The organism is Streptomyces sp. TRM49041 (genome assembly GCF_008271805.1).
Taxonomy (GTDB): Bacteria; Actinomycetota; Actinomycetes; order Streptomycetales; family Streptomycetaceae; genus Streptomyces.
On sequence record NZ_VSRY01000085.1, the window covers coordinates 1 to 1,276 of the forward strand.

General features: G+C 71.3%; 1 protein-coding gene. It reads left to right on the forward strand.

Annotated elements, in window-relative coordinates; translation table 11 throughout:
- A partial coding sequence (locus FVS66_RS06585) for a polyketide synthase dehydratase domain-containing protein (protein ID WP_187645412.1) occupies window positions 1–1,276 on the forward strand: 1,276 nt, incomplete at both ends.

Below are 1,276 nucleotides of genomic sequence, written 5' to 3' on the forward strand. Positions count from 1 at the left end.
GGCGTCAGCGTGGACTGGGAGGCGGTGTTCGCCGGAACGGGTGCCCAGCGCGTCGACCTGCCCACGTACGCCTTCCAGCGCGAGCGGTACTGGCTGACCCCGGGCACCGCCGTCGGCGACGTCTCGGCCGCCGGACTCATCGCAGTCGAGCACCCCGTGCTGGCTGGCCGGGCGCTCCTCGGTGACCGGGACGAGTGGCTGTTCACCGGCCGGATCTCCACCACGCACCAGCCCTGGACGCGTGACCACGTCGTCGTCGGCGCGGTCGTCGTACCCGGTGTGGCACTGGTCGAGATGAGCCTCACCGCCGGGCACGAGGTCGGCTGCCCCGTGCTCGACGAGCTGGTCATCGAGGCGCCACTGGCACTGGACGAGACGGCGGCGCGGCAGGTGCAGATCCTCGTCGGTCACGCCGACGAGGACGGGCGCCGTGAGTTCGTCATCTTCTCGCGGCCCGAGGACGGCGACGCGGATGAGCGGTACGAGGCGACCTGCCACGGCCGCGGCTGGCTGGGACCGGAGGCCAAGGCCTTCCCCGCGTGGGACGTCGAGTGGCCGCCGCAGGACGCGGAGCCCCTCTCGGCCGAGGCGCTCTACACGCGCATGGCCGACATCGGTTACGACTACGGCACCCTGTTCCAGGGCGTGGTCGAGGCATGGCAGGCCGAGGACGGCGTCTACGTCGAGCTGGCGCTGCCGGACGACGCCGACGCGGGCGGCTTCGGTATCCACCCTGGACTCTTCGACTCCGCGGTGCAGAGCTCGCTGTTCGGGGAGAAGCCGGACGACACGCTGGTCATGCCGTTCTCGTGGAACGGCGTTCGGATCGGCCGGACCGGTGTGTCGCGTGCCCGTGCCCGACTCACCCCCGCGGGCGAGGCCGCCTTCCGCATCGACATCGTCGACGAGTACGACGAGCCGGTGCTCAGCATGGACAAGCTGGTCTTCCGCCCGGTCGACCATGCCCAGCTGAAGCGTGCCTCCGAGACGCAGGGTTCCCTGTATCAGCTGGACTGGATCCCGGTCACGGTCGGTACCGGTCGGTCCGCCGGACTAGCGGTGCTCGGTGGGCTCTCCGCAGAGGGAGAGCCTTTCGAGGACCTGTCCGCGCTGGAGCAAGCCGTGGCGGACGGTGCCCAGGCGCCCGAGCTGGTGCTCGCGGCCATCGACGCCTCGGAGGCCACGGCGGCCGCGAACGAGGCGTTGGTGTTGGTGCAGCGGTGGCTGGCGAGCGAGTGGCTGGGTGAGTCGCGGCTGGTGGTGACCACCCGTGGGG